23 protein-coding genes are annotated in these 23,896 nt (G+C 42.4%); 12 read left to right on the top strand and 11 right to left on the bottom strand.

The window, feature by feature from the left end; genetic code table 11:
• Nucleotides 1–44 precede the first annotated feature (44 nt).
• From ACSLUR_RS11205 to pabB, 3 genes are all read right to left on the bottom strand, one after another.
• A complete protein-coding gene (locus tag ACSLUR_RS11205; RefSeq protein WP_448554585.1) occupies nucleotides 45–1,421 on the bottom strand; it encodes an L-serine ammonia-lyase in 1,377 nt (458 codons plus the stop codon).
• A gap of 164 nt (nucleotides 1,422–1,585) precedes the next feature.
• Nucleotides 1,586–2,218 carry a CoA pyrophosphatase gene (locus ACSLUR_RS11200; protein WP_448554583.1) on the bottom strand — a complete coding sequence of 211 codons (633 nt, stop codon included), beginning with the start codon at nucleotides 2,216–2,218 and terminating at the stop codon, nucleotides 1,586–1,588.
• Nucleotides 2,219–2,277: 59 nt separating this feature from the next.
• Complete coding sequence (gene pabB / locus ACSLUR_RS11195; protein ID WP_448554581.1) at nucleotides 2,278–3,756, bottom strand: aminodeoxychorismate synthase component I; 1,479 nt, start codon at nucleotides 3,754–3,756, stop codon at nucleotides 2,278–2,280.
• A 260-nt stretch (nucleotides 3,757–4,016) separates the two neighbouring features.
• Between pabB and ACSLUR_RS11190 the strand changes: the two genes are divergently transcribed.
• The gene (locus tag ACSLUR_RS11190; RefSeq protein ID WP_448554579.1) at nucleotides 4,017–5,540 is read left to right on the top strand and encodes a fumarate hydratase; all 1,524 of its coding nucleotides are present in this window, start codon (nucleotides 4,017–4,019) and stop codon (nucleotides 5,538–5,540) included.
• Between the two features lie 399 nt (nucleotides 5,541–5,939).
• The gene (locus ACSLUR_RS11185; protein WP_448554577.1) at nucleotides 5,940–6,887 is read left to right on the top strand and encodes an IS110 family RNA-guided transposase; all 948 of its coding nucleotides are present in this window, start codon (nucleotides 5,940–5,942) and stop codon (nucleotides 6,885–6,887) included.
• Nucleotides 6,888–7,238: 351 nt separating this feature from the next.
• Here ACSLUR_RS11185 and ACSLUR_RS11180 read toward each other — a convergent pair whose 3' ends face one another.
• The 3 genes from ACSLUR_RS11180 to ACSLUR_RS11170 form a co-directional block, all read right to left on the bottom strand.
• Entirely contained in the window at nucleotides 7,239–7,694 is a 456-nt protein-coding gene (locus tag ACSLUR_RS11180; protein ID WP_448554575.1) for a hypothetical protein, read from the bottom strand.
• A 430-nt stretch (nucleotides 7,695–8,124) separates the two neighbouring features.
• Nucleotides 8,125–8,664, bottom strand: coding sequence for a hypothetical protein (locus ACSLUR_RS11175; RefSeq protein WP_448554573.1), 540 nt, complete (start codon nucleotides 8,662–8,664; stop codon nucleotides 8,125–8,127).
• Between the two features lie 101 nt (nucleotides 8,665–8,765).
• Nucleotides 8,766–9,299: a hypothetical protein gene (locus tag ACSLUR_RS11170; RefSeq protein ID WP_448554571.1), complete on the bottom strand. Its 534-nt coding sequence runs from the start codon at nucleotides 9,297–9,299 to the stop codon at nucleotides 8,766–8,768.
• Between the two features lie 483 nt (nucleotides 9,300–9,782).
• Here ACSLUR_RS11170 and ACSLUR_RS11165 point away from each other — a divergent pair, with 483 nt between their 5' ends.
• A complete protein-coding gene (locus ACSLUR_RS11165; RefSeq protein WP_448554569.1) occupies nucleotides 9,783–11,084 on the top strand; it encodes a DNA recombination protein RmuC in 1,302 nt (433 codons plus the stop codon).
• Nucleotides 11,085–11,115: 31 nt separating this feature from the next.
• On the opposite strand, the gene ACSLUR_RS11160 is transcribed toward ACSLUR_RS11165, so the two are convergent.
• Both ACSLUR_RS11160 and ACSLUR_RS11155 read right to left on the bottom strand, forming a co-directional pair.
• Nucleotides 11,116–12,207 (bottom strand): GGDEF domain-containing protein, encoded by a 1,092-nt coding sequence (locus ACSLUR_RS11160; protein WP_448554567.1) that lies wholly within the window; start codon nucleotides 12,205–12,207, stop codon nucleotides 11,116–11,118.
• Between the two features lie 149 nt (nucleotides 12,208–12,356).
• On the bottom strand, nucleotides 12,357–13,682 hold the full coding sequence (locus ACSLUR_RS11155; RefSeq protein ID WP_448554565.1) for a sodium-dependent transporter: 1,326 nt from the start codon (nucleotides 13,680–13,682) through the stop codon (nucleotides 12,357–12,359).
• A gap of 183 nt (nucleotides 13,683–13,865) precedes the next feature.
• On the opposite strand from ACSLUR_RS11155, the gene ACSLUR_RS11150 reads away from it, so the two are divergent.
• The 6 genes from ACSLUR_RS11150 (at nucleotide 13,866) to ACSLUR_RS11125 (ending at nucleotide 20,464) form a co-directional block, all read left to right on the top strand.
• Complete coding sequence (locus tag ACSLUR_RS11150; protein WP_116000765.1) at nucleotides 13,866–14,510, top strand: MBL fold metallo-hydrolase; 645 nt, start codon at nucleotides 13,866–13,868, stop codon at nucleotides 14,508–14,510.
• A 3-nt stretch (nucleotides 14,511–14,513) separates the two neighbouring features.
• Nucleotides 14,514–15,368 carry an ion transporter gene (locus ACSLUR_RS11145; protein WP_448554562.1) on the top strand — a complete coding sequence of 285 codons (855 nt, stop codon included), beginning with the start codon at nucleotides 14,514–14,516 and terminating at the stop codon, nucleotides 15,366–15,368.
• A gap of 279 nt (nucleotides 15,369–15,647) precedes the next feature.
• Nucleotides 15,648–17,588 (top strand): TonB-dependent receptor domain-containing protein, encoded by a 1,941-nt coding sequence (locus ACSLUR_RS11140; protein WP_448554560.1) that lies wholly within the window; start codon nucleotides 15,648–15,650, stop codon nucleotides 17,586–17,588.
• A gap of 128 nt (nucleotides 17,589–17,716) precedes the next feature.
• Nucleotides 17,717–18,424, top strand: coding sequence for a response regulator transcription factor (locus ACSLUR_RS11135; protein ID WP_448554558.1), 708 nt, complete (start codon nucleotides 17,717–17,719; stop codon nucleotides 18,422–18,424).
• Complete coding sequence (locus tag ACSLUR_RS11130) at nucleotides 18,421–19,746, top strand: ATP-binding protein (protein ID WP_448554556.1); 1,326 nt, start codon at nucleotides 18,421–18,423, stop codon at nucleotides 19,744–19,746. Before ACSLUR_RS11135 ends, ACSLUR_RS11130 begins: the two co-directional genes overlap by 4 nt.
• 169 nt (nucleotides 19,747–19,915) lie before the next feature.
• Nucleotides 19,916–20,464 (top strand): PepSY domain-containing protein, encoded by a 549-nt coding sequence (locus ACSLUR_RS11125; RefSeq protein ID WP_448554554.1) that lies wholly within the window; start codon nucleotides 19,916–19,918, stop codon nucleotides 20,462–20,464.
• A gap of 27 nt (nucleotides 20,465–20,491) precedes the next feature.
• On the opposite strand, the gene ACSLUR_RS11120 is transcribed toward ACSLUR_RS11125, so the two are convergent.
• From ACSLUR_RS11120 to ACSLUR_RS11110, 3 genes are read right to left on the bottom strand one after another with little or no spacing between them, the layout of a single operon-like run.
• A complete protein-coding gene (locus ACSLUR_RS11120; RefSeq protein ID WP_448554552.1) occupies nucleotides 20,492–21,103 on the bottom strand; it encodes a uracil-DNA glycosylase family protein in 612 nt (203 codons plus the stop codon).
• Nucleotides 21,104–21,163: 60 nt separating this feature from the next.
• Nucleotides 21,164–21,388 (bottom strand): helix-turn-helix transcriptional regulator, encoded by a 225-nt coding sequence (locus tag ACSLUR_RS11115; protein ID WP_448554550.1) that lies wholly within the window; start codon nucleotides 21,386–21,388, stop codon nucleotides 21,164–21,166.
• A 6-nt stretch (nucleotides 21,389–21,394) separates the two neighbouring features.
• Nucleotides 21,395–21,853: a hypothetical protein gene (locus ACSLUR_RS11110; RefSeq protein WP_448554548.1), complete on the bottom strand. Its 459-nt coding sequence runs from the start codon at nucleotides 21,851–21,853 to the stop codon at nucleotides 21,395–21,397.
• A gap of 138 nt (nucleotides 21,854–21,991) precedes the next feature.
• Here ACSLUR_RS11110 and rsuA point away from each other — a divergent pair, with 138 nt between their 5' ends.
• From rsuA to ACSLUR_RS11095, 3 genes are all read left to right on the top strand, one after another.
• Complete coding sequence (gene rsuA / locus ACSLUR_RS11105) at nucleotides 21,992–22,684, top strand: 16S rRNA pseudouridine(516) synthase RsuA (RefSeq protein ID WP_448554546.1); 693 nt, start codon at nucleotides 21,992–21,994, stop codon at nucleotides 22,682–22,684.
• Nucleotides 22,685–22,911: 227 nt separating this feature from the next.
• Complete coding sequence (gene lepB / locus ACSLUR_RS11100; RefSeq protein WP_448554544.1) at nucleotides 22,912–23,598, top strand: signal peptidase I; 687 nt, start codon at nucleotides 22,912–22,914, stop codon at nucleotides 23,596–23,598.
• A 132-nt stretch (nucleotides 23,599–23,730) separates the two neighbouring features.
• The gene (locus tag ACSLUR_RS11095; RefSeq protein WP_448554542.1) at nucleotides 23,731–23,859 is read left to right on the top strand and encodes a hypothetical protein; all 129 of its coding nucleotides are present in this window, start codon (nucleotides 23,731–23,733) and stop codon (nucleotides 23,857–23,859) included.
• The last annotated feature ends 37 nt before the right edge of the window (nucleotides 23,860–23,896 follow it).

Raw genomic sequence — 23,896 nt, 5'->3', positions numbered from 1 at the left:
CGTTTTTTTTATACCTAGCTTTTTATACTTGATTGGGCGGCTAGTTAACACTCGATAATATTTACCGCCAAGCCACCACGTGACGTTTCTTTGTATTTAGTTTTCATATCGTTACCGGTATCCCACATGGTTTTAATCACTTTATCCAGTGAAACTTTATGTGTACCAGTACCGCGTAGTGCTAAGCGTGAGGCATTAATGGCTTTTACGGCGCCCATGGCGTTGCGCTCAATACATGGTACTTGCACTAAACCACCAACCGGATCGCAGGTTAAACCAAGGTTGTGTTCCATGCCGATTTCGGCGGCATTTTCCACTTGTGTTGGTGAGCCACCCATGATTTCGGTCAGGGCACCGGCTGCCATTGAACAAGCAACACCAACTTCAGCTTGGCAGCCGCCTTCAGCTCCAGAGATGGTCGCGTTAGTTTTATACAAAATACCAATCGCTGCGGCGGTTAATAAATAGCGGATACAATCTTCATCGGTAACCGGTTTGATAAACTTGTCGTAATAGCAAAGCACAGCTGGAATAATACCCGCAGCGCCATTGGTCGGTGCGGTAACTACGCGACTACCCGCTGCATTTTCTTCATTTACAGCCAAGGCGAATAAATTCACCCAGTCCATGGCACTTAATGGATCGTTGTTATTCTCGACCGATAACGAGCGATGCAGGGCAGGAGCGCGACGATTCACTTTTAAACCGCCGGGTAAAATGCCTTCTGTGCGCATACCGCGCTCAACGCTGTCTTTCATTGCTTGCCATATGGCAACCAAACCAGTGCGGATCGATGCTTCATCTGATAAACACTTCTCATTATTCATCATTATGGTACTGATGCTTAGCCCTTTTTCATTCGCTTCTTTAATTAACTCGTCAGCAGTTGAAAAAATATGTGGGCGTTTAATATTGGTGTGCAGCGATAGTGCTTTGTCTTTCTCTTTCTCAAAGTCGCAATCTTGGACAATAAAACCGCCACCAATGCTGTAATAAGTTTCTTCAAAAATCACCTCGTCAGCATGGTATGCGTAAAGGGTCATTGCATTGGCATGAGCAGGCAAGGTTTTACGGCGGTGATAGACAATCGCATTTGCTTTTGGAAAAGCTATTTTGTGCTCGCCCAACAAGTTAATTTGTTCACTGGCAACGGTATCTGCAAGAATTTGCTCTATCGACTCGACTGGAATGCTCTCTGGTGCTTGACCAGTAAGCCCAAGAATTACCGCTTTGCCTGTGCCATGGCCAATTCCGGTTTGACCGAGCGAACCAAAGAGTTCACAGCGAATGCGATCAGTTTTCGCCACTAGCGCTTGCTCAGCTAAATGTTCCGCAAATAATTTTGCTGCTCGCATTGGCCCAACGGTGTGAGAGCTGGAAGGGCCGATACCGATGGAAAACATATCAAATACACTTATCATGCAAATACCTGAATAAATAATCGTATAGTTATTTTATTGAGAAATATAATTCGGCAATTCTACCGAAAAGCTATTCAATTAAAAACTTGTGTCTTAGCTTGTTAGCTAAATTATAGATGACAGTGTCAGGAATAGTTGACTAGTGATGTGTGGGTGCTTGAAGGTTAAGCAGGTTGCGGCATGAGGTGAGCGACTAAATCTGCGATGATGGCCGCAGTAGCTCCCCAAATTTGGTGTTCTTGGTAGGGCATAAAGTGCACATAGTGCTTGTGACCGCGATGGTACATGGGCAGTTTAGTGTGGCTATCACCATCGATAAAATGTTTAAGCGGCACAGTAAATACTTCAGCTACTTCATTTTCATCAATCGATAAATCGAAATCCCCGCTGATCACGCCAACCACAGGGGTAACATTAAAGCCAGTAATGGTGTGATAATCGCTTAGTTGGCCTAGTACAGTAACTTGTTGGCGATTCAAGCCAATTTCTTCTTCCGCTTCGCGCAGTGCGGTTTCTGCTTTTGAGGTGTCTGAACTTTCGACTTTACCGCCAGGAAAGCTAATTTGCCCAGCATGATGTTTTAAATGACTAGCGCGTTTGGTTAACACTACAGATAAAGAAAGTTCGTCTTGCGCTTTGTCGCTTGCAACCTCAGCATTGCTAACTTCACCTTTATTCATCTCACAAAGCGCAATTAATACTGCCGCTTCTTTCAGCTTGCTTGGGAAAACAAATGTTTGGCTTGACGGTTCAAGTGGTTGTAGCTGAAATTTTTGAATAAAATCCTGCTTATTCATAATTTGTTTTCCACCTTACTTTTGTTCTATTGCACTTATATTGCACCTTTACCCTGCTGCTAGTTGGCTAGCACGGGTAGTATCTTCCTTACCTTATCAAAAGTTTCTTGGTATTCGCTATCAACTTTTGAATCGGCTACCAAGCCGCCGCCAGCCCAGCAATAAATTTGCTGGTTTTGGCAAATTAGGGTGCGAATGGTGATGCTGGTGTCCATGTTGCCGCATGCCGATAAATAGCCAATCGAGCCACAGTACAAATTGCGGCGGTGTGGCTCTAGCTCTTCAATAATTTCCATGGCGCGAATTTTGGGTGCGCCTGTAATTGAGCCCCCCGGAAAAGCCGCCCGTAATAAGTCGCTACCGTCGTGTTCGCTCGCTAACTCGCCTTCAACGGTACTCACGAGATGATGCACAGCGGGGAAGCTTTCAATATCAAACAATTTAGGTACTTTAACACTACCAGCTTGGCAAACGCGGCTCAGATCATTGCGAAGTAAATCAACAATCATTAGGTTTTCCGCGCGATCTTTAGTTGATTTACTGAGCTGCTCGGCATTGGCTTTGTCAGCCTCGGCAGTTTCACCACGTGTTAACGTGCCTTTGATTGGTTTGGTTTGAACTTTATTGCCGGATAACTGTAAAAAGCGCTCAGGTGAAATACTGACAATGCTGTGGCTTGGCAAGCGCATAAAGGCCGAGAAGGGCGCTTGATTAGCCTCGCGAAGCTTTAGATAAGCGCTAAATTCATCCCCTTGATAACTTGCTTGAAAACGTTGCGCGAGATTAATTTGATAACAATCGCCCGAGTGTAAATATGCTTGCACTTGCGCAAACTTTTGCTGATATTGCGCCTTGCTCATATTCGCTTGCCAATCAGAGGTTAACGAAAAGCTTTGCTGCTCTCTTTTGTTACTTTTACTTGATTTATCGCTGTGGTCGATTTTAGCAGCGACAAGCGTCATTACCTTATCGGCTTGCTGTTGCCACGTTTCAGATGGCGCTATTAAATACAGTTGCCTTTGCTGGCGCTCAAACACCAGTGCCTGAGTGTAAATACCAACCGCCATCAAAGGTAAATTAATATCATCACTGGCGATTGTTGGTAAGCGCTCAAAACAGCGACCTAGGTCATAACTAAAATAACCAATCGCCCCTGTTTTAAACGGCAAGTGAGTTTCCGGTAGAGTGACGTTTTCAAAAACGCTGCGTTCAAGCTGCTTTAACAGTGCTAATGGGTCACCAGAAGACTCGCCAGCTAGTGTTTGATATTCAATGCTATGAGCAACGACTTTAGTGCTTACTGCATGGGCTAGGTTACCGCTGCTATGTTCTTTGCGCTTCGCTGTTGTTTCTATCGTCAGCACTGGATTTGTAACAATAATATCAAAGCGGCTATCTTGGTGATCGCTTTCGTTGGAGTCTAACCAAAAGCTCCAAGGCTGATTCGCATAGTGGGAAAATAGGCTGACAACCGCTTGTGGCTCAGAAACATTAATCGGGCGAGCAACAAGCTCAAAACTCTTATCTAGGGCTGGCAAATGACACCTGTGTGGCTAGCGTTTACATTGAAAAATTCAGTGCTTTTTATGGAAAATATCTATAGTCGCAATCACAATAATTGACTAGCAGCACTGATATAAGCAGGGTATCATATCGGCAAAAATTTAACTTTCAACTCTTGAGTGACGAGTAAATAAACCTCACTGCATTACACTCAAGGCAAAGCTTGGGCAAGCTTTAGCAAAGTTGAAAGCATAAACATCAGCTCAGCAAGAGCGCTAAGAGGGCATAAAAGTAAATGGCTATCATTAAACAACAAGACTTTATTGAATCGATTGCAGATGCGCTGCAATACATTTCTTACTACCATCCATTGGATTTCGTTCAAGCGCTTGAAAAGGCTTATCACAAAGAAGAAAGCCAAGCGGCAAAAGATGCCATTGCACAAATTCTGATTAACTCACGCATGTCGGCAACGGGTAAGCGCCCAATTTGTCAAGACACGGGTATCGTGACTTGTTTCGTGAAAGTGGGGATGGCTGTTCAGTGGGACAGCACTGAGATGACAGTTCAGCAAATGGTTGATGAAGGTACGCGCCGCGCATACATGAACCCAGATAACCCATTGCGTGCGTCGATTGTGGCTGATCCTGCAGGCACACGTAAAAATACCAAAGATAACACGCCATCAGTTGTCCATATCGACCTAGTGGAAGGCAACGAAGTTGAAGTTATGATTGCTGCTAAAGGTGGCGGTAGTGAAAACAAAACCAAAATGGCGATGTTAAACCCTTCTGACTCAATCGCTGACTGGGTGGTTGAAACCTTACCCAAAATGGGCGCTGGCTGGTGTCCACCGGGTATGATTGGTATTGGTGTTGGCGGTACCGCTGAAAAAGCAGGTGTATTAGCCAAAGAAAGCTTAATGGATCCAGTAGACATTCAAGAACTGATTGATCGTGGCCCACAAAATGCTGAAGAAGAATTGCGTTTAGAAATTTACGAACGTGTTAACAAGCTAGGCATTGGCGCACAAGGCCTTGGCGGTTTAACCACTGTCGTTGATGTGAAAATCAACTCGGCACCTACACACGCGGCGTCTAAGCCAGTGGTGATGATCCCTAACTGTGCGGCAACGCGTCACGTGCACTTTCATTTAGATGGCTCAGGCCCTGCGGACTTAACACCGCCTAAATTAGAAGACTGGCCAGAAATCACTTGGGAAGTCGGTGAAAACGTACGCCGCGTTAATGTAAACGACTTGAAAAAAGCCGATGTGAGCGAGTGGAAAACTGGTGAGACCTTGTTACTAAGCGGTAAGATTTTAACCGGTCGCGATGCAGCTCATAAGCGCATTCAAGAAATGATGGCAAACGGTGAAGAGTTACCAGTAGATTTCACTGATAAGTTTATTTACTACGTTGGCCCAGTAGATGCTATTGGCGATGAAGCAGTAGGCCCAGCAGGCCCAACAACCGCAACTCGCATGGATAAGTTCACTGACCTTATGTTATCGCAAACCGGCTTAATTGGTTCAATCGGTAAAGCGGAACGTGGTCCAGCAACGTGCGAGTCTATTAAGGCCAACAAATCTGTGTACTTAATGGCTGTAGGTGGCGCCGCATACTTAGTATCAAAAGCGATTAAACACGCAAAAGTGGTTGCCTTTGAAGACTTAGGTATGGAAGCGATTTACGAGTTCGACGTTGAAGATATGCCAGTAACCGTTGCTGTAGACAGCACAGGTGAATCTGCTCATGTGACTGGTCCTGCTATTTGGCAGGCGAAAATTGAAGAGCTAGATGAAAAATTAGGGGCGTAAGCCAAAGCTAGTTTGTTTTTGGCTTTGAGCTCATAGCTTTAAACATATGGTTTAAAAAAGTATTGAAAAGGCGCTATAAGCGCCTTTTTTGTGTTTGGTGTATCTGGGCATAATGGCCTCCTCATTTAAATCAGGAGGTGTCCACTAAAACGGGGGAACTGCATAGTCCGATTGATTTTCTTGTATGGATAATAACCCACCTAAATAACCATTTTCGGTAAAGTGAGACCCAAGCCTTAGCGGCAACTAAGGCCTTCTTTTACAGTAGTTCGATTGATTAATGGCTCCTCAATTGAGAGACCGGTAACAAGAACGAACGCTGTAAAAGACTCCAAGCAACATACTCGAATAGTCTACTGGGTCTCGAACCCGCATTATGCAAGCAAGGGTTAGCTTATTATGAAAACAGCCATCAATCAAAAGATTCACGTTGGTGTTGATACAGGTAAATACCAACTGGATATTTACCTTCGTCCGTTAGAGGTTTACTTCACCGTCCCCAATGACGAAAAAGGCATTGCAGAAGCAATAACAAAACTCAAGCAATACCCCATTGAACGCATCGTTATTGAAGCCACAGGACGGTTAGAAATGCCCTTTATTATGGCGTGTGCGAACAGCAAACTGCCTTTTGTTATCGCTAATCCTATTCACATCAAACGCTTTGCAGGTGCCATTGGTCAACGTGCTAAAACAGACAAACTTGATGCACAGCTTATTGCGCACTATGGGGAAGCCATCAAACCAGCACTGTCACAGCTCAAACCAAGCACCATGCAGGCCATGAGTGATTTAGTCGCCAGAAGAAATCAGTTACTTGTGATGCAAACGATGGAAAAGAACCGCCTTCAATCGCTGCCGAAAAGCCTATTAATGACGATAAAACCAATACTCACCGCGTTGAAAAATCAAATCTTAAAAATTGAAAATAAACTCGTTGAGCTTATCGAATCTTGCCCCGAATACCAGGCGAAAAATACGATACTGACAGGTATTGGCAAAATAGCGGCAGCGTCAATCATCAGTAATTTACCAGAGCTTGGCTATGTGACGGGTAAACAGGCGAGCAGTTTAGTTGGCGTTGCACCGATGAACCGAGAAAGTGGGCGTTATAAAGGACAACGGAGAATCCAAGGTGGACGGCACCAAGTACGCACGGTGTTATACATGGCGATGCTGTCAGCGATTCAAAGTAATCCCGTGTTTAAAGACACCTATCAACGATTAGTCGTTGCAGGCAAACCCAAAAAAGTGGCGATAATTGCCTGTATCAGAAAGATGGTGGTGATATTAAATTCGATGCTCAGAGACGGTGTGATATGGGAAGCGCCAACAGTTAAAAATTAGTTGTTGACGCCATAGTCTCTTGTTAGGTGTTCAGCCAATCTATCGCGGCTTCGCCGCCAACACCCGAGTAATTGGAAAAACACCTAAGTTTATATTTTTAACGACACTTAAAAGGTTAACTGGCAAATGGAAAGTAGAGCGTTGAATTAATCCATTAACGCTAGAGAAAACTCCTTTTTAAGTATGCCTGTGTTTGATATCAAAAATTGCCTGAAAGATTAACAACTTCAATGCAATACGAATGACACCTAACGCTTTAGTTAACCGGCTTGTAATGGTTGGCTTGTGTTTTTGCGTCTTTTGCAAAAACCGAGACAAGCGTTACAAGTCCGATTGAACTACTTGTTAGCTTTACCCTACTAATTTACTTAGATTTAAGCAATGTGGCTTAAATTTAATAATTGCGTCTTTGGCTATTAAAAAAGCATCACAAGGGTTATCAGAGCTTTCTGCATCATCGATACGATAGCCAACCCAAACTTTTTCTATATTTGTATCTTCTCCCATAGCCAACATAGATATTTTGTCTATAAAATTTCTAAGTTCAAGTGAGTTCTTATAATCTGTAATTTCAACTTCGAGATCGAAAATTTCTATATAAGAAAGCTTGTAACTCTCAGGATAATTTAAACCATTTATCTTTTTGTATTTCTCAGGGCCATAGGTACTTAAATCCATCAACCAATCAGGTAAGTCACCGTTATATTTTAAAACTTGTTTATCAGCCCAAGACACAACACTTTCAGCCTTGAGGTATCCCGCATCAAAATAAGATAATAATTTTCTGCAATCTTCGAATAGGTTCATGGTAAAGCTAACGCTTTAGTTAACCGGCTTGTAATGATTGGCTTGTGTTTTTGCGTTTTTTGCAAAAACCGAGACAAGCGTTACAAGTCCGATTGAACTACTTGTTAGGTGTTTAGCACAACTCTCGCGGCTTTGCCGCCAACACCTGAGCGCTTGGAAAAACACCTATGTTTACATTTTTAATGACACTTAAAAGGTTAATTGGCTAATGGAAAGTAGGGCGTTGAATTAATCCATTAGCGCTGAAGAAAACTCCCTTTAAGTAAGCCTGTACTTGATATTACAAATTGCTTGAAAAATTAAAAACTTCAATGCAATACGAATGACACCTAACGCCCCAATCAGGGGCTTTTAATAAGTTGGCTAAAATAACGAACGCAGTGACGGAAGCCAACTGTTAAAAGTCCCTGCCTGCATTGGCTTGTTAGGTTTACATTTCATTGTAGTAATTAGCTAGTGCTTCAGAGAAGTCTTTCTGTAGCGTCCTGACTCTATTTCTGTATTCTTCTACTTGATTATAATTTAAGTAACTTTCATCAAACCACAAAGCATCGCGAAGCTCTTTTTCAGCTTCAGCACAATATATGAACTTTTCACTTGCGTCGTTTGCTTTTAACAGGCTAAGTTTAGAAACTACAGCATGCTTTTGTGTCCAAGAATCTCTTAATTCTCCGTCTCTTATTCTTATCATTTTAAGGTTACGCTCAGGATACTCTTTCACGGGCTCATCATGTGGAAGTTTTTTTGCAGCTGCTGAAACTGGTGAAATTAAGAGGTTCCAAGCAGAGAAATACCCTTCAGCGTCACTAGATATTTGTTCAAGTAATTTAGTTTTGTGCTCTAATTTAAATTGCGCTCTATCTGATTTCCTACTGAATTTAACACCTAAATAAGTAAATATACCTGTTATCAAGGAGCCTAAACCTATTTTAACAGCAGTATCTGCAACATCGATCCAATCCTTCGGCATAATTTCAAATTACTCCTAAATTAAAGTAAACCTAACGCTTAAATAAACGGCTAAAAATGCTTGGCTATACTTGTGAGCGCAGCGAACTAAGCCAAGCGTTTTTAGTCCGATTTGATTTTCTTGTTAGAAGAATTTTCCACTTTATTAACGCCATCAGGATATGCTTCATAAAATGTTTTTTCAGCGTGTTTCATTGCTTTGCCCCATGACGACAAATACATACGATAGATATACTCATAACTTTCAAAAGCTTTGTATGATGAAGAAAAGCCGAGAAATGGAAAAATAAAGATCCATATATCAATTTCAACTAGCTCTCTACTGAGAGCAATAATAGCAAATACAGAAAAGCAAAATGCGACAAATATTGACCATAAAACCAACAATGACATGTGATAGAAAAAGTAAGAAGTCGCAAACCTACCGCTGTCATCATTATTAATATAACTTGTCGAATATCCTTGTTTGTATGCTCTTAACCTAGGTATCGATTTTATTTTGTTTCTATATCTGGGAAATACATTATAAAGAAAAGTTTTACCTAGTTTTAATAGTGCTACTGACATAATACTTGCGAAACAACTTAGCAATAAAATACCAGTTATTGTGTTTTTGAAAAACTCTTCGATTTCCAAACCTACTCCTTTATTCTTCTAACAGTTTATTAGAAGGCAAATTGCGCGCTTTCCACACTCAGCCCCTAACTTTTAGTTTATTAGTATTTACTTTAGCGAATAGTACTTTTCTATACTAGCCAATAACTTAGCAAATACGAAAAAACATATGCTTGTTAAAAGGGAGCAATTTGCGCGCTTTCACCGCGGAAAGAAGGATTCATCATGAACTGTATTTATATACATGTTAAATTTAATAAATTAATTACTGATAGAAGTTGATAGCTTCTTTCGAACTAATGTCCCCATTCGTCTATGATACTGTCGTTTTCATTGCACGAAAAACACTAAATTCTGGCTAGTTTCAAGCTATTACCACTGCTAGCATTTCCTATTGTGCTAATTTATGTTACTAATAACTGTTAATATTTACAGTGTTTGTGTTAAAAGGGCTTAGCTTAGTTGCTTTGCTCGACAAAACATAAGCGTTTTCACGGTGAGCCAGTGAACGAATTTTTCCAACAGTTATCCACTAGCGAGTTATTGCTAATTTCAATACTTGCCTTAGTTATCCTTAATTTTCTAATCAATCTAGTTGGTGTTTTTAGACAGAAAAACCAGAGCGAGCAGCAAGCGTCAGTTGCCCGTATTGAGGCGAATTTAAGCCAGCTGATTCAGCAGTTTCAGCAAGGCTATGTCAATAATCAGCATCAAATTAAAGAGTTGATGGCAGAGACTAAGTTGCAGTTGATGCAACAACATAAACAAAGTGATCAAAATAGCCAGCAGCAGCTCTTTGAGAAGTTTCAGTCGTTAAACCAATTGTTTCGTCAGCAACAGCAGCAGTTGCAAGAGCAGCTTACCTTGATGGCGAAAGTGAACCGTGATGAGCAGGCGCAAAGTATTGAAAAGCTCACCCAATCAACGGATAAAAGGCTGCAAGAAATTAGTGGTCAGGTGGACAAACGCTTAAGTGAAGGCTTTGAAAAAACCACCCAAACCTTTAACGATATTCTTAAACGCTTGGCTTTAATTGACGACGCGCAGAAGAAGATTACGGAGCTTTCCAGCAATGTTGTGAGTTTGCAAGAAGTGTTAGCGGATAAGCGCTCGCGCGGTGCCTTTGGTGAAGTACAATTAAACTCGCTAGTGCGAAATGTATTACCTGAGAGCCAATTTGCCCTGCAACATACCTTATCGAACGGTAAGATTGCCGACTGTATTTTATTTCTGCCAAAACCGACAGGTAATGTGGTGGTGGATTCGAAATTCCCGCTGGAAAGCTACCAAACCATGACCAACCCTGAGCATGAATTGTTGGTGCGTAAAAATGCGGAAAAGCAGTTTAAGCAAGATATTAAAAAGCATATTAACGATATCGCCAGCAAGTATTTAATTGAAAATGAAACCGCTGACGGTGCAGTTATGTTTATTCCTGCTGAAGCGGTTTTCGCGGAAATTCATGCCCACCATGCTGACTTGGTTGAATATGCCAATAAACAACGTGTGTGGTTAGCATCGCCAACTACGCTCATGGCCATTTTAACTACGGCACGAGCGGTGATTAAAGACGAAGCGACTAAACAGCAAGTGCATTTAATTCAAGAGCACTTGGGCATGCTGGCGCAAGACTTTGGCCGCTTCCAAGGGCGTTTTAACAACTTAGCACGCCATATCGACCAAGCGGCAAATGATGTTAAACAAATTCATACCTCGGCAGATAAAATTACCCGTCGCTTTGAAAAAATTGAACAAGTAGACATTGGCCAAGAGACGGAAGCTAATCCGCTACTATCTAAAAATTAACGAGTTTCTGAAAATTAGCGAGGTTCTGAAATTAGTTATCGCTAGGCGATTGAAAAATTTGTACGCGATTTCGGCCAAGTTCTTTGGCTAAGTAAAGCGCTTTGTCTGCGTGCACTAGTACTTCTTTAAGCGAGCTGGCATCTGCATCTCTGCTGGCAATTCCAAAGCTAACGGTACAGTGAAAATGCTGATCACCTACCAATGGAATGTGATGTTGGCTGATGGTAATACGCATTTGCTCAGCAATATTGTTCGCTTCTGACAAGGTTGTGTCTGGCAGTATTATCGCGAATTCTTCACCGCCGATGCGGGCAAGCATATCTTGCTCGCGCTTTTGGGCAGCCATTAACTTTGTGACTTCGGTTAGGCATAAATCGCCAACAAAGTGACCATGCTGATCATTGATACGTTTAAAGTGGTCAATATCCACTAATATGATGGTCAGTGGGCGATTAAGGTGCTTCGTTGATTCAAATAAACTGCTGCCGTGTTCAAAGAAAGCGTGACGGTTTGATAAGCCAGTTAGCGCATCAGTCGTTGCTTGTTTAGTTAGCTTTAATTCATTGGCTTCAATTTCATTAGCAAATATTGTTAGCACTAAAATTACTTCGAGCATGATCACTAAAACAACTGATTGATAAAGAATGTGGTTAAAGCTGTCAGACAAATCAATCAGTGGGGCTGGGTTTATTGTGTTTTCACAGTAAAAGTATAAAGCGAGCGCGATTAAACTTAGGGTAACTTTCTCTGTTTTTTCCCTTAATTCAAACAGTAAAAATACGCCAGTAGGGACGAGGAAAAAATATAAATGAAAGCCTGTTGCGTTGGTAACGTACAAATTAGTACACACCATTAAGTGCAACATTAAGGTGGCAAAAAACCAGATTTTACCGCCGCGAAATGCTTGAAAATAGTTGAACACTAGTGTGACAACATAGGCTAGCGTGAATACGCAGTTGATTAACGCGACCGATATGTTGTCGAGCACAAAGGCGTAGGCAAACGTGTAAAGACCTGAAACTAGGGTGGTGATAATGCCTATCAAATTCATCATCCTGACCTTATTGGTCACTGAAAAGCTTTGATGGGCAATGCCTGTAGTAAGTAGTTTTTGAAACAACATTGTTATAATTATTATGTATTGTTTTTAATTAATCGCTTATGTCTAAATATCGGGCTTTTATATGAAGCGCGAGGTTGTTATTTAACAAAGCTAATTGCTAAGCGCTTATAATCATTTTGGCTATTTTATCGTGTATAAAAAGTGGCGTATTAAAACGCCACATTAACAAATACAACAGTAAGTAAAATAGGGCAAACATAAGCTAAATAATTGCCCCATAAACCAAGCCATTTGTGCTCAGCAATTCTTGCTTGGTCTTTTAACTTGTTACCGCGTTTCCATACCCAGCCAACAACAATAAAGTAAAACAGGCAACTAAGCGGCTGCATAATCGTGGTTAACACTTGGATGATTAAGCCAAATAACACATCAAAAAATGCCACTAAAACCATGCTTGCCATCAGTACAATCGCTGAAATTAACCAGGTTGCTTTACGGCGTGTAAACGATTTTTCTTCTACCAAGTAGGCCACAGGTACTTCGGTAGATGAAATCGTTGATGTGAGTGCGGCAATGGAAAGTAGCGAGAAAAATGCCGCAGCGACCACTAAACCTATGGTGCCCATCGAACTAAAGAGTGTTGGCAGAATTTGGAAAATTAGCTGGCCTTCACCGATCAATTGATCATTGGCAAAAACTTGCTGGCCAGCGTGCTGAGCCACAAATAGCGCTGGAATAATTAATAAGCCAGCTAAAAACGCAATAAAGGTGTCAAGCGCGCCAATAGACAGCACGAGCTTGCCAATATCTTTGTCTTTCGCCATATATGAGCCGTACACCATCATGCCACCAACACCAATTGATAACGAGAAAAAGGCTTGTCCCATAGCCGAAATTACTAAACTTGGGTTCGTTACTTGGCTAAAGTCAGGGATTAAGTACTGCTTTAAGCCCGCCATTGCGCCTTCTTGTTGCAAAATATAAACAATTAAACCAACAAGCATTATTAACAACATAGGCATTAATCGCGCCGACCAACGTTCGATACCGCTATGTACCCCTTGGTGCACAATTAGCGCGCCAAGCACAATAAATATTGGCGTAAATATTACATTGCGAACTGTGCTATCGGTTGCTAACCAAACGGATAAGTCTGTTGTTCCCACAAGTGCTGCAACTGCCGATAACGCATGGGCGAGCATCCAACCGGCAACAATCGTATAGAAACTTAACATCATAATGGCGCCGCACAGGCCAAGTTTGCCAGCAAAACGGCCAAACCTTGGCATTCGCTCGGCACACGCTTCACCAAGCGCACTTACAGGGTTTTTCTGTGTTTGGTTACCAATATAAATTTCGGCATACAGTGCCGGCAGTGCGAGCAATAAGGTTACCACAAGGTAAACGAATAAAAAGGCGCCGCCGCCATTATTGGCTGCATTGGTGGGAAAGCCCCAAATATTGCCTAAACCTATGGCTGAGCCAGCCGCTGCTAAAACAAAACCGATACGGGAATGGAAGGAATCTCTGGTCAAAGTTTACTCAAGGTTATTGTTATTTTTTAATGTAGCGAGCTTACCGATTTCGCGTTAGTTAGTGAAGTGAAAAATACTAGCCTATTACTCGATTGTATATTTAATATCGCCCAGCTATTGGCTTGCTGACAATTAGCCCATATGATCGAAACATTATGATAAAAACCAAGATTAGGGCGCGATATGCTTCAATATAAAATAATTCCTGTGACCCCGTTTCAGCAAAATTGTACGGTATTTTGGTGTGATGAAACCAAGCTGGCAGCAGTTGTTGATCCAGGTGGCGATGTTGAACAAGTCATCGCATTTATCGACGGCCAAGGGCTAACAATGGCAAAAGTGCTGTTAACTCATGCACATATCGACCACGCTGGTGCAACCAAAGCACTTGCAAGCCACTACGGTGTAAATGTGGAAGGTCCACACCAAGAAGATAAATTCTGGATTGATTTGATCCCAATGCAAAAAGAGCGCTTTGGCTTTGCCCATGCCGAGGCCTTTGATACCGATCGCTGGTTAAACCAAGGTGATACCGTTTCATTCGGTAATATTGAGCTGGAAGTGTATTTCTGCCCAGGTCATACGCCGGGTCATGTGGTGTTTTATCATCGTGAGTCAAAGCTGGCACAAGTTGGCGACGTATTATTTAGAGGCTCGATTGGTCGCACTGACTTCCCGAAAGGTGATCACGCAACCTTGATCAGCTCAATTCGCGATAATCTGTTCCCGCTCGGTGATGATGTACGTTTTATTCCAGGTCATGGCCCTATGAGCACCTTTGGCGAAGAACGTCGTACGAATCCATTTGTTGGCGATGGAGTTCGCTAACCAATGAAAACAGGTACTATTTTTTCATTACAGCGCCGCTTAAAAGAAATTGATTCAAGTAAGTGGTTTCAAGGGATTGTTATTGCGGTCATTATTCTTTCCGCACTATTGGTCGGCGCGAAAACCCATAACTTACCGCCTGAAGGTATCGTTGTTTTAGCGATACTTGATGTTGCAGTAACGGTGTTTTTCGTCATTGAGCTAGTGATTCGATTTCTCGCTTACCCGAAAAAAGGCGAGTTCTTTAAAAGCGGCTGGAATATCTTCGATACGATTATTGTGATTGGCTCGCTGATACCGGCTGGCGGCTCAGGTGTATTAATTGCGCGCCTATTGCGGGTATTCCGTGTATTGCGCTTGGTGTCTATGGTGCCAGAGCTGCGCTTACTCATTAACGCGTTAATCAAAGCCATTCCACGTATGGGTTACATTGGGCTATTAATGTTTGTCATTTTCTACATCTACGCTGCGATTGGCAGCATTGTATTTGCAGACATTAATGAGGTGCTATGGGGTGATGTTTCGATTGCCATGTTAACCCTGTTCCGCGTGGCGACCTTCGAGGATTGGACTGATGTTATGTATGAAACCATGGCGGTTTATCCAATTAGCTGGATGTTCTATTTAACCTTTATTTTCTTAACGGCCTTTATCTTCTTAAATATGATGGTGGGTACGATTTTAGAGGTCATGAGCGAAGAGCACGAAAACTTCCGCGCGGAATCACACGGTGAATCAAAGGAAGGGGGCGAGCCTGCCAGCCGTGCGCAAATTGAAGCGCTGCATGCAGAAATCGCCGAATTAAAAGCGTTAATAAAAGAAGGTGCATTGACCAACCAGCAAAGTAAATCGAGCTAGTCTAGATGACTTAACTTATATCATTAAGCTTATTTCACATGAATTTAGCTCTCAAAAATTTAGCTTTCTAACTAAATAAATAGAGAGTCTTACAGTCAGCTTCTTTAGATGTTCAGCCCGTTATCTTGAAAACAAGATAACGGGCTTTTTTCTTTCTATCAGCTTAAAAATCACACAAAAACTATCGGAAACGGCACTTTTGTAAAGAATGTAAAGTTATTTAAATATGTAAATAACAACCATTATCATTCGCGCCAATTTGTTAAAGGAGTAAATTGTATGACTAAGATGTTTCAAGCCAGCAAAGTTGCATTTTGTGTTGGTTTAGCTGTTGCCGCTAGCAGCAGTGCGGTGTTTGCGGAAGACATAACAGATACCAGTGATATTGAGAAAATTGAAGTTACAGGCCAGCGACTTCTTGGTGTTGACGTGGTTGACTTAAGTGATATTCGTAAAAAACAAGCGAATGATTTAGAAGATATTTTCCGGGGCGAACCAGCCATTACTGTTGGTGGTTCATTTGGTATTGCTCAGAAAATTTACGTGCGCGGTATTGAAGATACTAATTTAAATGTCAGCGTTGATGGCGCTACACAAGCTGGTTACTTGTTCCACCATCAAGGTCGCTTGTCGATTGAGCCTGAAATGTTAAAGCATGTTGAAGTAAAAGCTGGTGCTGGCTCAGCATTAGATGGCCCAGGTGCACTAGGCGGTGCCATTCGATTTGAAACTAAAGATGCCGATGATTTGCTAGACGAAGGCGAGAACTTTGGCGCCTTATTAAAAGCTGGTTATTTCAGCAACACCAGCGGCACTAAATTAAGCGGCAGCTTTTACGGCCGTGTTAATGACAACTGGAGCGGCTTATTGATTGTTGGTAAAAACGACACCGACAATATTGAAGACGGTAACGGTGTTGAGCTGCAAAATACTAAAACCAATCAAGACTTAGATTTAGTGAAAATTAATGGCCGCTTGGCAGAGTATCACGAACTTGAGCTGAGCCACGAAATTCGTAACGACGACGGCATGCGCAATGTTCGCCCGCATTTTCTTAGCGCCGGTTGGAACCCAGCGAACGAGCAGAAAAGTCGCCGTGAAACCTCTACCGCAAATTACTTCTACGCACCTGATAGCAATTTAGTCGACCTATCGGTAACGCTTTACAAAACTGACAGCTACTTAACCCAAAATGAGGGTAATGATAGCCGTGACGGTGCAGGCGTCGAAAGCACAGGTTTTGATCTGCGTAATACTAGTGAGTTGGGCGCGCACCAATTAACTTATGGTGTTGACCAGCGCAAAGACACTGGTTACTACATTAACGGCAGTGACGTTGATGAAAAAGCCAAAGTGGTGGGTATTTACTTACAGGATACAATTGAGCTAAGCGACAGCCTAACCGTAAGCTTAGGTGCTCGCTACGACGACTACGAGCTTGACGATGCTGACGGCCAAAGTTTTGATTCATCAGGCCTTAGCCCAAACATTAGCGCGCTATACCAGTTTGATGACCATTGGTCGGTAAGAGCGAGCTACTCAGAGGCCATTCGCGGCCAGAAAGTCAAAGAAGCCTACTTAATTGGCTACCGTTCTAATGCGGCTGACTTGAAAGAAGAAGAAGCAACTAACGCTGATTTGATGCTTGCTTATGAGAACAACGGCTTAATGTTAAGCGCGCAAGTTTATGACAGCCGAGTCGATGATGTGGTTGGTACTGTTAGACGTGCCGATGGCCGCTTTTTCGCTAATGCCGGCGAGTTAAAAACGACCGGTTATACCTTGAGCGCGTCACAAAAGTGGGACCAAGTTGAAGTTGCAGTAAACTACTCTAACAACGAGCCTGAGCTAGATGGCGAACCATTAAACGACAGCGATTTAGGCTTAGGTACGGCATTTGGTGATACCTTGACCATTAACGCTAACTATGTGTTTGACGGATTAGATTTAGAGCTTGGTTGGAATGCACGTTTAGTGAAAAGCTTAACTGATGTACCTGAAGGTAAACCTAACAAGCCTGGCTATGGCGTTCACGATATCTACCTAGAGTGGTATCCAACAGCGGATGATAGCTTGTCAGTCAATTTGAGTATCAACAACGCCTTTGACAAGCAATATTATGATCATGGCACCTATGGTTACAGCACTAGCTCAGAGCAGTACCTTGGCCTTGCTGAGCCAGGTCGAGATGCTCGTTTGACGGTTAGTTATAAATTGTAACCGGTTATTGAACACCATAACACAAAGCGTATGATCACCCGTCATACGCTTTTTTATGATGAGCAATCACTCGCACAAAGCAGTGTATAGCTGCGTAAAGCCAAGCACAACCACCGATAGAGAACACCATGCCAGCCAGTATTTTAATCATTGAAGATGACAAAGTTGTCAATGAGCTGATCACCAATAACTTGCGTGCCAGTAAATATCGAGTGGTGTCGTGTTTAGATGGCAAGCAAGGGATGGATTTCGCCATAGGCCAAAACTTCGATTTGATTTTACTCGACATTATGTTGCCGACTATGGATGGCCTGTCTGTACTAAAGCAAGTGCGCAAGCAAAGTTCGACTCCTGTGCTAATGCTAACCGCCCTTGGCAATGAGCAAGATCGCATCGAAGGTCTGCGTTTAGGGGCTGATGACTATTTAGCCAAACCTTTTAATATGGAAGAGCTAACGCTGCGAATCGAAGCGATTTTACGACGTTATCAGTACAGCCAACAACCGCTGCAAGACAACTCGCCAAGTTATCGGGCATTGAATAAACGTGTGCCAGAGCTAACAGCCATTGAGCTTGATATTGCCAAATTGCTCGCGGAGCATGCGGCAACTGCACTGAGTAAACCCTATCTTTATCAGGTGATTCTGCATAAGGAATTTGGTCGTTACGATCGTACGCTTGATATGCATATTTCCAATATTCGCAAGAAATTCAAGCGTGCGGGTTTAGATCCGACAGTGATTAAAACCGTGCACGGCAAGGGCTATATGTTCACACATTTACCGGACTTTTCACTCAGCAATGTGGATATGCAACATCAATCTGGTGACGTATGAAATTGAAGCTGTTCTGGAAAATTTACTTGAGCATTGCACTGAGCAGTGTTTCGCTGGTTTGGGGCTTGTCATATTTAAGTGAACAAGTAGAGCGCAAAATGAGCTATATTTCGCCAGCAGATCAAGCTCAGCTCATCGCTTATGGCCAGCAAGCGAAAGCAGTTTTTGAAGATAACCCTGCACAACTTAGCGAGTGGGCTAATTGGGTTGAAAAGCACGAGCAGACACGCTTGGTCATTGTGCGTATGGAACCTAACTGGCTGCAAGGCCAAGAGCATGCTGACTATATTGGCGAGGAAGTTAATTTCGGCCGTGGTGTGCACTGGCCCATTCATTTAGAGCACGAGCAAAACCCAATTATTGATGTGCCAATAGGTGTACAAGATTATCATTTGCTGATCCAACTGCCACAGCGCATGCGCCCGGGCGCGCATTGGCAGCTGATCCATTTGAGTATTACCATATTGTTGCCACTGCTATTAGTGGCGGTACTAAGCTACTTTATTTATCGCCATATCATTAAACCGCTAGAGGCTTTGCATACAGATACTACGAAATTTAGGGCGGGTAACTTTGATACTAGGACGTCGGTAAATGCCGCTAATCGACATGATGAAATTGGCCAACTTGCGCTCAGCTTTAATCATATGGCAGACAGTATTGCGGAGCTTCTAAGTAGCCAGCGCCAACTGATCGCCGACATCTCACACGAACTGCGCACGCCGATCACTCGTTTGCGCTTAACACTAGACAGCCAATACCAGCCAGCGCAAATGTATGAGCGTATCGAACGAGAAATTAACTGCATGGCAGACCTGGTCGAAGATACCTTAACGCTCGCTTGGCTCGACAATGAAAAACCAGAGCTTAATCAAGAAGACGTCGATCTCGTGGCCTTAATTGAAAGCATTGCCGAGGATGCCAAGTTTGAATTTCCAAATCACCCGCTAGCACTCGACTTGCCAAGTGAATGTATGGTTTGTAACAGCAATCACCGCGCGTTGGGGCAGTCGATTGAAAACATTGTGCGTAATGCCATGAAGTACACGCCAATTGATGCGGGCATTCGCATTAGTTGTCGCCAGCATGAGGGCCAAGTACTTATCGAGATTAAAGACCAAGGGCCCGGTGTACCAGCGGCGCAACTCGAAGATATCTTTAAGCCCTTTGTTCGCCTCGACAAGTCAAGGGATCGCGACAGTGGTGGGTATGGTCTAGGCCTCGCATTGGCTAGACGCCAAATAAAAGCGGTCGGCGGCAGCTTAGTGGCCAGTAATAATCTGCCACATGGCTTGGTGATGACAATTAGTCTTAGCCCATGACGTTATGTCTATAACTGGTGCCCTTGACCGTGTAACACTATCTACCTGAATTGCCGTTATTAATTCAGTAACGACATATCACCCAATTTACACAACGATTACCGCAGAAAGGCTGTTTTGCTTGGCAGTCTTGAGCATTTTATTAACTAAATAAGAGTAATAATTACCTATGAAAGCAAAAATCCGTTTGTTATGGATGAAACTCCATGCCTATTTTTCTTGTTTCTTCTTGCCTTTGACCTTAGTTTACATTGTCTCCGGTGTGCTTTATATGTTCGATATTACCGGCGAGGTGAAACAAGAGTACAGCTACCCCATAGCCGTTAAGGAGTGGCCTAAAAACGAGGAAAGTGCCGCTCAAATTGTGGTTCCTTTACTTGCGAAATACGAGCATTTATCACTACCTGAAGACTATTCAAAGCGCGGCGGTGGTCATAACTGGTATGGACAAAAGCAACAAGTATCACTCAAGCTCGATAAAGAAAATCAAACAAGCCAATTGATAGTTAAAGAATATGATGTTTGGCGCCAAATGTTAATGATTCACAAAGGCCATGCAGGTTATATTTTCTGGCTATTGGGTATTTTATTTGGTGTTAGTTTAACTTTTAGCCTAATTAGTGGTGTTGTTATTAGTTTGCAATTACCGCAGTTGAAAAAGCAGTCAGTAATGATGCTGGCGGCAGGCACAGTGACCTTAGTTGGACTGTTTATTTAGCGCTAGCTGCCACATGCTAGTTAGTTATTAATTAGTTATGGCTGATAGAACCCGTTGTTTAAGCTTAGGAAGTACTTCCTGCTCAAACCACGGGTTTTTCTTTAACCAAAGATTATTGCGAGGGCTTGGGTGGGGTAGGGCAATGACTTGATGGTCAAATAGCAGTTCGTGACATTTGACGATTTCAGTTAAGTTTTTCGCTGAGGCGATACTATCGCCAATACTTGGCGTTAATCTCGCTAAGTGCCAATCAAGTGCGTATTTGCCTAACAGAATCGTTAACTCGATATTTTGCATCTCAGCCAGCAAAGGTTCACGCCAAGTTTGTGCGCACTTAGGGATTGGCGGCAAATCCCCAGATTTTCCTTTACCCGGATAACAAAATCCCATCGGCACAATGGCAAAAATCTCAGGGTTATAAAACTGCTCACGATTGACGCCCAACCAATCCCGCAGACGTTCACCACTTTTATCATCAAAAGGACGGCCTTTGTCATGGGTGGCTTGCCCCGGTGCTTGTCCTGCCAACAAAATACGACTGTGCTGACTGGCCTGCAGAATAGGTTTAGCAGGCAAGGGCAATTGCTCTTGGCATAGTGTGCATTGCTCAATTTGGGTTAATAGCTTAGTTATCGTCATTATTGTTTAAAGTTGAAAGTTTAATCTTGCTGATGAACGGTGCCGCTTTCAGCACTAATATCAATCAATAGCTGCCGCACATTCGTATTGAAAAACATCATTAATACCAACATTAAAAACATCGGCTATTTTAAAGGCGACTTCCAGAGATGGTGAATATTTGTTTTTCTCAATCGCAACAATCGTTTGCCTTGATACCCCGACAGCGTCAGCTAAGGCTTGCTGTGTCATTTCACTGTTATTAAAGCGAAGCCGACGGATATCGTTAGAAATTGTTTTTTTCATTATCAGTTAACAGCCTCTCTGATATAGCCAAATTTGTCGCATACTTTTGGCACAATCGCTGATCAGAAACCCAATAAAGAGAAAGTGTATAAAATTAACCGAGTCGGTAACCGAGGCAATCGCGAATGGTTTAGTCGACAGTGAGCCACCCCACCACCAAATTAGTAACAATGCCATAACTAGCGTTAATCCAAAATAACCAGTTTGATCGCCATATAAGCCAATAAGCTTGTCGCGTTCATCATCACCTTGTAATGCATCTTTATGGTTGATGGCGGCAACTATAATCATTAATACAGCAAAGATAACACCACAGGTGATCAAATTTTGTATAACTAGGTTAATGATTTCTGCTTCTTCTACTGGCTGCTTACTCGCTAAGTTATTGGTGCCCAACAAGTAAAAGCCGAGGATTAACAAATTTGTGATAATTGTGAGTAGCGAAACTTTCATCTTAAATGGCATTACGAATTCCCTATGTAAAAAATATTAGACATTGTTAACTTAGACTTTGAATAATGATGTGTCAAATATTTTTAACATGGTGTATGTAAATTTTGTCACGTATACTAGAGGCGTTTTCAAATAGATAAAGAGCTCGCAATGAGACTGGATAAATATATCTGTAAAAGCACAGAGTTAACCCGTAATGAAGCGAAGAAGCTGCTAAAAAGTGGCGAAGTGCGGGTTGATGGTGAAGTAATAAAAAATAGTGCTTTTAAAGTTGCAGATGATGCTGAGGTGACCATTGAAGGTGAGCAACTTAGCCTAATTGGTCAGCGCTATATTATGATGAATAAGCCGCAAGATACGATTTGCTCGAACGTTGATGAAGTTCACCCTTCTTTGCTGCATTTTTTAGAAATTGATCGCGCTTTTGAACTGCATATTGCTGGCCGTTTAGATGCCGATACCACTGGCTTAGTGTTAATTACCGATGACGGTAAATGGTCACACAATATTATCTCACCAAAAAAACAGTGCGAAAAAACCTATCGCGTGTGGTTAGCTGAACCAGTCACCGATGAGGTAGCAGAAAAATTTGCCGAAGGTGTGCAATTAAATGGTGAAAACCAGCTCACCCTGCCAGCTAAACTTGAAATGATTGATGAGCGAGAAGTGCTGCTGACTATAGTTGAAGGCAAATATCACCAAGTTAAGCGGATGTTTGCTGCCGTTGGCAACCATGTTGAGGCGCTGCATCGTGAACGTATTGGCGGAATCACTTTAGATGATGACTTAATGCTGGGTGAGTGGCGTTACTTAACCGATCAGGAAATAGCTTTGTTTCTCTAGCACCTAGTTAATTTTCCCAGATTCGCGAAGCATACCAGCCAAATGTTACAAAATATTATGATGCGGAACTTAATGGGAGTAATTGAGTCCTAACCTGAGTATTTATTTCAATTGATAATGCAGCTAGCTGATTGATTAAAGATACGATTTTTATAATCACAGTAGTTTTTTGCTAGTGTTTTAAATTCTAACAATCACAATCTTTCGTTGTTTAAAAAGGACTCGTAATGACTAGGAAACTTGGCTCTTCTTTTAAGGTATGGTTCAAAGAAAACCGTTCACTTTTTGTCTTTATCGCATTGATGTGTGTGTTTCGAAGCGCGGTGGCAGACTGGAACGATGTGCCTACCGGCTCAATGAAGCCGACTATCGTTGAAGGTGATCGCATCTTTATCAATAAAATGGCCTATGACTTACGGGTACCATTTACCCATATTTCACTAGTGAAAACCGGTGAGCCTGCTTATGGTGATATTGTTATTTTCGACTCTAAAGCGGCAGATAATCGCCTGGTTAAGCGGGTGATTGGTCTACCTGGTGATACCGTGTCGATGATCGATAATCGCGTATTTATTAATGAACAGCCGTCAAACTATCAAATTGTCGCTTCTTCAAATGCGGTTAATGACTACATAGAGCAGCCTAGCCATTCAAGTCACAAACAACACTTTGTTCGCACCTCTAACACCAAACGAGCATTTGATAGTTTTAACCAAGTTACTGTGCCAGAAGGGCATTATTTAGTATTGGGTGACAATCGAGATAACAGCGCTGACTCACGTTTTATTGGCTTTGTACCTCGTCGTGAAATTGTCGGTAAAAGTGAGCACGTTGCTTTTTCACTGAACTATGACAACTATTATTTGCCACGATTAGAGCGTTTCTTTCAACCGCTTGATCCGGAACAAACTTAGGGCAGACGAATAACTAAGGCTAGTTAAGCAACTTAGCTATGACAGTATCGCAATAGAAAAGGAATACTTGAACTGAAACATTCGAAAGGGAGCGGTTAGATGAGGGCGTTGGTGATAGTGCTCTGCGGAGTTATGGCTGTTATTTCTTATTGGCTTGGCTTCGACAAGGGTATTTTGTTAGTAGTCGGCGTAGGTATGTTGTTCGAGTTTTTATTTTGGCTTGGGCTAATGGGCTGCGAAGAGCAAGGCTTTGGCAGTTAGGCCGATTGCTAGATTTTTAGTGTCTTACGCAGTTCAC

Source organism: Thalassotalea montiporae, from assembly GCF_053485855.1.
This window is presented reverse-complemented; position numbering and strand designations above follow the sequence as displayed.